Here is a 7,137-nt window from a genome sequence, read left to right as displayed (position 1 = left end):
CGCCGCGCCGCTCACGCCGGCAAGCGCTCCTGACGATGCCCCCGCCACGGCGAGCGCGCGCCGCGCGATCGGCGCCCGCGCACAACACGCGCAACAACTGACGGGACAGGCGCGCAAGAAGGTATCCGCCGTCGCGCGGGCGCTGGCGTTGTCGCGCAAGCTCGCGCGCGCCGAATCGACGGCCACGCGCGCCACCGCGCTCGCGATGGTCGGCGCTGGCCGCAAGGCATCGCATGCGAATGCTGCGGTGCGGCGGCATCCGTGGCGCGCGGTGCTCGTGGCGGCAGGCGCGGGAATGGCGCTCGCATTGCTTTCGCGTCGCGATGCCGCGCGTGAAAACGACCGAGGCTGAGGCGCTTGCGCGCTATGTCGCGCGGCTGTCCGTCGAATCCGAAAGATCGCGCGCCGGGAAAGCGATTTGTTATTTGAAAAGCAAGTAATCGAATATCGGCGTCCGGAAAATCCGATTCAAATGTCCGATTGCGCGCGGAACTTTTCCGCGATAGCCCTGTCTCCCAAAATTCCCCTTGCGACTGCCTGAGAACCTTGACAGGCGGGCTTCACGCCCAAGTGTGTGTTTTTCGAGACAGTCAATATTTTTTCGTTTCTGAAGTTACGAAACGTTGCGTTATTCTCTGCGCCGGCAACAACGATTAATCATTCGCGTGGAGAATTCGATGAAACGAATCGCACTGACGTCCCTCTCGCTGGCGCTGCTCGGCGCAGCAGGCGCGGCGCAAGCACAAACGAGCGTGACGCTCTATGGCGTGATCGATACCGGTCTCGCATATGTGAGCCACGCCAACGAAAACGGCGACCATCTGTTCGGCATGGTCAACGGCACGCTGTCCGGCCCGCGTTGGGGCTTGAAGGGTCAGGAAGACCTCGGTGGCGGCCTCAAGGCAATCTTCCAGTTGGAAAGCGGCTTCGATCCGGGCACGGGTCAGTCGAACCAGGGTGGTCGTCTGTTCGGCCGTCAAGCGTTCGTCGGTTTGAGCGGCAACCAGTGGGGTACGGTCACGTTGGGTCGTCAGTATGACCCGTCGGTCGACATGGTTCAGGGCCTCACGGCCGACAACTACTGGGGCGCTGCCTTCGCAACGCCGGGCGACGTCGACAACTACGACAACAGCCTGCGCGTGAGCAACGCCGTCAAGTACGTGTCGCCGGTGTTCTCCGGCTTCCAGTTCGAAGGCATCTACGGCTTCAGCAACCTCGCGGGCGCTACCGGCCAGGGCCAGACCTGGGGTGCCGCTGCAACGTACGGCAACGGTCCGTTCTCGTTGGCCGCCAGCTACCTGTACGTGAACAACCCGACGGCTGGCCGCACGACCGGCACCACCGGCTGGAACAGCCCGTCGTCGGATTCGCTGTTCAACACGGTGATCAACGTCGGCTACCAGACGGCCCACGCAGTCGCCATCGCGCGCGGCGCAGGCCAGTACGTGTTCGGTCCGTTCACGGCCGGCGCTTCGTACAGCTTCGCTCAGTACAAGAACGACGGCAGCTCGACGTTCACGGAACAAGAGAAGTTCAACGTCGCCAACGCGTACCTGAACTTCCAGCTGACGCCGGCAACGCTGCTCGGCCTGGGCTACACGTACACGCACGGCAGCGGCGACACGTCGGCGAACTACCACCAGGTTTCGATCGGCGCGGACTACTCGCTGTCGAAGCGCACGGACGTCTACGCTGTCGGCGCGTATCAGCACGCAAGCGGCACGCAGCGCAACGCGGACGGCTCGACGCAAGAAGCGCAAGCTTCGATCAGCGACTTCGGTTTCGCAAGCGGCCGCAGCCACCAGGAACTGGTGCTCATCGGCCTGCGCCACAAGTTCTAAGAACAACCGACTGGCGTGGCACGCGAGTGCCGCGCCGGAAGGACAGCAGCATCCTCGAACAGCCATCGGTTTTCCGATGGCTGTTTTTTTTCGCGTCCGAAAGCGGCAAGCGCAACAAAGTGTTGAATCAACCGCGTGCGCGTCATCCCGCCCGGACAACGGCGGCAGAATCGGCCGAATCTCAATGCCCCGGGGGTTCGCTGAATGCCGCTTCGCTCAAGACTTCTGGCTCCGCTTGCAATGGCCGCGTGCATCGCCGCAACCGCTTGCACGACAGCCGCGCATCGGTCCGATACTGCGCACGCGTCCGCCTTGCCGATGATCATCGCGCATCGCGGCGGCGCAGCCGATTACCCGGAGAACACGCTGATCGCCATCCAGGGCGCGCTGCACAATCGCGCCGATGCGATCTGGCTCACAGTGCAACTCACCCGCGATGGCGTGCCGGTGCTCTATCGCCCGGCCGATCTCTCGACCAACACGGATGGCAACGGAACGGTCGCGGACCACGACTTCGGCGCGCTGCAACATCTCGACGCCGGACGGAACTTCGCCCTCGCCGATGGAAACGGCGTGACGCGCTATCCGTATCGCGATCACGCGCTGCGTATTCCATCGCTCGCGCAGGCGTTGCGCGTGATTCCGCCCGACGTACCCGTGATGCTCGACATGAAGGCATTGCCCGCCGGACCTCAGACGGCGGCGGTCGCGCGCGTGCTGGACGAGGAAAACGCGTGGTCACGCGTGCTGATCTATTCGACCGATGCCGCCTATCAACGGGCCTTCTCGGCCTATCCGCAGGCACGTTCGCGGCTGTTCGAGTCGCGCGATGCGACACGCGCCCGCCTCGCCTACGTGGCGCTCGAATCCACGTGCAAGGACGCACCGTCGCCCGGAAGATGGACCGCGTTCGAGTATGCGAGAAAGATGGAATTGGTCGAAACGTTCACGCTCGGGGAAGCGCGCTCGGCGGTGACGTCGAGACTCTGGACGCCCGCAGCGGTGCAGTGCTTTCGCACCAGAGGCGAGACCCCGATCCTCGCGATCGGCATCGACAACGCCGACGATTATCGCGCCGCCGCCTGTATCGGCATGACGGCCGTGCTCACCGATTCGCCGCGAAAGATGCAAGCGGTCAGGTCGGGCATTGCGCTGCCGCTGCCGTGCCCCTGAAGCCGCTCACTGATGCGGCGCGTTGCCGTTCGATTCGACGTCTTGCGCGAGCGTCTGCGCGGGCGCGCCCGGGCACGGCAGATCGCCGATGACGAGCCGCGGCACCGTGCTGCGCGTCTCGCGCGGACGCAGCGGAACATTGTCGAGCTCGGTCCACGAAGGGTTCGGAATCTCGCCGAAAAGCTGCCTCAGACGCTCGCCCCAGGTCTTGTTGATCATCTGGTAGTACGCGCTGTTGTTGTCGAGCGTGGCGAAGCGCGTGACGCGCAGCGAGTCCTTCTCGTAGACCAGCAGATCGAGCGGCAGACCGACCGAGAGATTCGAGCGCAGCGTCGAATCCATCGAAATGAGCGCGCATTTGGCGGCTTCGTCGAGCGGCGACGACGGCGTGATGACGCGATCGATGATCGGCTTGCCGTACTTCGATTCGCCGATCTGGAAATACGGCGACACGCGCGTCGATTCGATGAAATTGCCCGCCGCGTAGATCATGAAGAGTCGCGGCGGCTGGCCGAAGATCTGTCCGCCGAGGATGAAGCTGCAATTGAAGTCGACGCTGAATTCAGCGAGCGACAGCGCGTCGCGCCGATGCACCTCGCGCACCGCATCGCCGACGATGCGCGCGGCTTCCGCCATCGTCTGGACGCTATACAGCGTGGGCGCGTTCGGATCGGAGGGCTCCACGAGCAGATGCGTCACCGCCTGCGTCAAGGCGAGATTGCCCGCCGCGAGCAGGACGAGTACGCGCTCTCCCGGCTGTTCGAAAACAGCCATCTTGCGCGCGGCGCTCACGTGGTCCACGCCGGCGTTGGTGCGCGTGTCGGACAGGAACACGAGTCCCTCGTCCACGCACATGCCCACGCAATAAGTCATGTCGATCCGTCCTGAAACAAGCAAACCCACATTGTACTGAGCGCGACCGCGCGTCGCATCGATGCGTTCACTGATCCGGCGGTGTATCGATGCTCACATGCACCGTCAGCGTTTCCTCCTTCCCGCCGACGCGCGAGCCGCGCACCGGCGCCGCCGATTCGTAATCGCGCGCGACGGCAAGGCAGCAATGACGCTCGCCCGCGAACGCCGCCCGGGTCGCATCGATCGACACCCAGCCGTGCTCGATCCACACGTCGGTCCAGGCGTGCACGTCGGCATCCAGATAGCCGCTCACGCAGCGCGCCGGCACGCCCCGCGCGCGGCAGCACGCGAGCATCAGATGCGCGAGATCGCGCGCATCGCCGAAGCCGCTCGCGAGCGCCTGCGCCGCCGTGCCCGCCGCATACGCCGGCTCCTTGCGATACCGCACGCGCTCGCCGATACGCTCCGTCAGCGCGATGAGCGACGCGGGCGTATCGAGCGCGTCGACGCCGTGCGCGAGCTCGCGGATCGCGGCATCGGGCGCGGTAAGCCGCGTGGGACAGGTGAAATGTTCGAGCGGAATCGGACCGGCTTCATCGAAGAGACGGCCATCGGATAAAGCCTCCGTTTCGATCCCGCCCGCCACGCTCGCATGAATCTCGCTGTGCGGCTTCGTCAGCACGAGCGTGTGCAGCGCGTTGCCGTAGGCGTCGCGCGTGAGGTCGAGCTTGCCCGGCGCTTCGACATGCCAGTGCCGCACGATCTGCGACGCGCCGCTCGCCGGACTCACGCGAAACTGCTGGATCGAATACGTGACCGGCGTGGCGTAGCGATAGCGGATGTCGTGGCGAATGGTCAGCAGCATGATTCACGCGATCGGCAACATGAGGAAGGTGTGCATCACGCGCAGGCCGAGTTCGTCGACACGCTTGAGAAACTGCGTCAGCCACGCGTGCACGCCCGTTTCGAGTATCTGGCGGATGTCGGCATACAGCACATCGGCGCGCAGCTTGCCCGCGAAACGCTCGCATTCCTTCGACGCGTCCGTGCGCAATTTCGCGAGCGTGTCGCAGACGCCGTCGAGCGATGCCAGCAGCGAACGCGGCATCTGCTCGTTGAGGATCAGCAGTTCGACGACGCGCGCGGGCGTCACGACATCGCGATACACCTTGCGATAAATCTCCAGCGCCGACACGGAACTCAGTATCGACGTCCAGTAGTAGAAGTCTTCGAGCTGCCGCGCGGCTTCGCGCGAGTTCGGCGTGGCATCGGCGAAACGGACATCGAGAATGCGCGCCGTGTTGTCCGCGCGTTCGAGATACGCGCCGAGCTGCATGAAGAAAAACGCGTCGTCGCGCAGCGCGGTGCCCTGCATCACGCCGCGGCACAGATTCGAGCGGTACTTGACCCATTCGAACAGTGCATCCGGGCTCGTTTGCAGTTCCATGTTCGCGAGGCGCTGAGTGAATTCGAGCCAGGTGAAGTTGATCGTTTCCCAGCCGTCGGTGGTGAGCGTGCCGCGCACCGCGCGCGCATTTTCGCGCGTCGCCTGCAGGCACGAGAGGATGCTCGACGGATTGCGCGCATCGGCGACCATGAAGTGCAGCATGTCCTCGCGCGAGCGCGATCCCGGATGACGCGCGTCGAACATGTCTTCCAGCTCGGATATCTTCAGCACCGAACGCTGCGCGCGCGCTTCCTGCTCGGGCGTTTGCGGCAGGAGCGCGCCTTCCATGTTGATGTCGAGCATGCGCGCGGTGTTCTCGGCGCGCTCCATGTAACGCGCCATCCAGAACAGGTGATCGGCGGTTCGGCTCAGCATGTCATTCGACCATCCACGTATCTTTGGTCCCGCCGCCTTGCGACGAATTGACGACGAGCGAGCCTTCGCGCAGCGCGACGCGCGTGAGGCCGCCCGCGCACATCGACACTTCGCGGCCCGACAGCACGAACGGCCGCAAATCGATATGACGCGGCGCGATGCCCGCCTCGACGAAGGTCGGGCACGCGGAGAGCGCGAGCGTCGGCTGCGCGATATAGCCTTCGGGCCGCGCGAGCAGCAACGCGCGAAAGGTTTCGATCTCCTCTTGCGTCGATGCCGGCCCGACGAGCATGCCGTAGCCGCCCGCGCCGTGCACTTCCTTCACGACGAGCTCCGGCAGATGCGCGAGCGTGTACGCGAGATCGTCGGGCTTGCGGCACTGAAACGTCGGCACGTTGTTCAGGATCGGCTTCTCGCCGAGATAGAACTCGATCATGTCGGGCACGAACGGATAGATCGATTTGTCGTCGGCGATGCCGGTGCCCATCGCGTTGGCGAGCGTCACGCGCCCCGCGCGATACGACGTCAGCAAGCCCGGAATGCCGAGCGCCGAATCGGCGCGAAACGCGAGCGGATCGAGAAAGTCGTCGTCCACGCGGCGATAGATCACGTCGACGCGGCGCGGGCCGTGCGTCGTCCGCATGAAGACATAGTTGTCGTCGACGAAAAGATCCTTGCCCTCGACGAGTTCCACGCCCATCTGCTGCGCGAGGAAGGTGTGCTCGAAGTACGCCGAGTTGTACATGCCGGGCGTCAGCACGACGACCGCCGGATCGTCGACGCCTTCAGGCGCGATCGAACGCAATGTTTCCAGCAGCAGGTCGGGATAATGCGCGACCGGCGCGACGCGGTTCTGCACGAAGAGTTCGGGAAAGAGCCGCATCATCATCTTGCGGTTTTCGAGCATGTACGACACGCCCGACGGCACGCGCAAATTGTCTTCGAGCACGTAGAACTCGCCCGCCGCGCCCGCGCGCACCACATCGACGCCCGCGATATGCGCGTAGACGTCGAGCGGCACGTCGACGCCCTGCATTTCCGGCCGATATTGCGCGTTCGTGTAGACCTGTTCGGCCGGAACGCGCCCGGCGAGCACGATGTCGCCGTCGTGGTAGATATCGTGCAGAAAGAGATTGAGCGCCTGCACGCGCTGCCGCAAACCGGCTTCGAGCACGCGCCATTCGTCGCCGGGAATGATGCGCGGAATCATGTCGAAGGGAATGAGCCGCTCGGTGCCGGACAGATCGCCATTCACCGCGAACGTGATGCCGACGCGCCGGAACAGCACGTCCGCTTCGGCGCGCTTTCTCGCGATGGTTTCGGGGCGCTGCTGCGCGAGCCAGCGTGAAAACCGCGCGTAGTGACTGCGCACGGTGTCGTCCTGACGCATTTCATCGTAGATCTGCATCATTGCGTCCTTCGTTTTTTTACCGCATTTCCTTGCAG

At 64.4% G+C, this 7,137-nt stretch carries 6 protein-coding genes and 1 pseudogene; 3 read left to right on the top strand and 4 right to left on the bottom strand.

Annotation, left to right across the window (positions count from 1 at the left end; all coding sequences use genetic code 11):
• From BG60_RS33380 to BG60_RS33370, 3 genes and pseudogenes are all read left to right on the top strand, one after another.
• Positions 1-352: pseudogene (locus BG60_RS33380) on the top strand (YihY/virulence factor BrkB family protein); the annotation flags it as partial.
• A 325-nt stretch (positions 353-677) separates the two neighbouring features.
• Complete coding sequence (locus tag BG60_RS33375; RefSeq protein WP_008352819.1) at positions 678-1,841, top strand: porin; 1,164 nt, start codon at positions 678-680, stop codon at positions 1,839-1,841.
• 240 nt (positions 1,842-2,081) lie between these two features.
• Positions 2,082-3,014, top strand: coding sequence for a glycerophosphodiester phosphodiesterase family protein (locus tag BG60_RS33370; RefSeq protein WP_008352817.1), 933 nt, complete (start codon positions 2,082-2,084; stop codon positions 3,012-3,014).
• Positions 3,015-3,020: 6 nt separating this feature from the next.
• On the opposite strand, the gene BG60_RS33365 is transcribed toward BG60_RS33370, so the two are convergent.
• The 4 genes from BG60_RS33365 to BG60_RS33350 form a co-directional block, all read right to left on the bottom strand.
• Positions 3,021-3,887 carry a proteasome-type protease gene (locus BG60_RS33365; protein ID WP_008352816.1) on the bottom strand — a complete coding sequence of 289 codons (867 nt, stop codon included), beginning with the start codon at positions 3,885-3,887 and terminating at the stop codon, positions 3,021-3,023.
• Between the two features lie 67 nt (positions 3,888-3,954).
• Positions 3,955-4,734, bottom strand: a complete 780-nt coding sequence (locus BG60_RS33360; RefSeq protein WP_034474169.1) for a transglutaminase family protein — start codon at positions 4,732-4,734, stop codon at positions 3,955-3,957.
• A 3-nt stretch (positions 4,735-4,737) separates the two neighbouring features.
• On the bottom strand, positions 4,738-5,691 hold the full coding sequence (locus BG60_RS33355; protein ID WP_008352812.1) for an alpha-E domain-containing protein: 954 nt from the start codon (positions 5,689-5,691) through the stop codon (positions 4,738-4,740).
• 1 nt (position 5,692) lies between these two features.
• The gene (locus BG60_RS33350) at positions 5,693-7,099 is read right to left on the bottom strand and encodes a circularly permuted type 2 ATP-grasp protein (protein ID WP_033536712.1); all 1,407 of its coding nucleotides are present in this window, start codon (positions 7,097-7,099) and stop codon (positions 5,693-5,695) included.
• Between the last annotated feature and the right edge of the window lie 38 nt (positions 7,100-7,137).

The organism is Caballeronia zhejiangensis (genome assembly GCF_000698575.1).
Classification (GTDB): Bacteria; Pseudomonadota; Gammaproteobacteria; order Burkholderiales; family Burkholderiaceae; genus Caballeronia; species Caballeronia zhejiangensis.
Note: the sequence above shows the minus strand (reverse complement) of the source record. Positions and strands in the feature narration are given on the sequence as shown.

Bases quoted from the DNA above. Each gene is read 5' to 3' on its own strand.
- BG60_RS33375 (WP_008352819.1), top strand. From the start codon at position 678: ATGAAACGAATCGCACTGACGTCCCTCTCGCTGGCGCTGCTCGGCGCA.
- BG60_RS33370 (WP_008352817.1), top strand. From the start codon at position 2,082: ATGGCCGCGTGCATCGCCGCAACCGCTTGCACGACAGCCGCGCATCGG.
- BG60_RS33365 (WP_008352816.1), bottom strand. From the start codon at position 3,887: ATGACTTATTGCGTGGGCATGTGCGTGGACGAGGGACTCGTGTTCCTG.
- BG60_RS33360 (WP_034474169.1), bottom strand. From the start codon at position 4,734: ATGCTGCTGACCATTCGCCACGACATCCGCTATCGCTACGCCACGCCG.
- BG60_RS33355 (WP_008352812.1), bottom strand. From the start codon at position 5,691: ATGCTGAGCCGAACCGCCGATCACCTGTTCTGGATGGCGCGTTACATG.
- BG60_RS33350 (WP_033536712.1), bottom strand. From the start codon at position 7,099: ATGCAGATCTACGATGAAATGCGTCAGGACGACACCGTGCGCAGTCAC.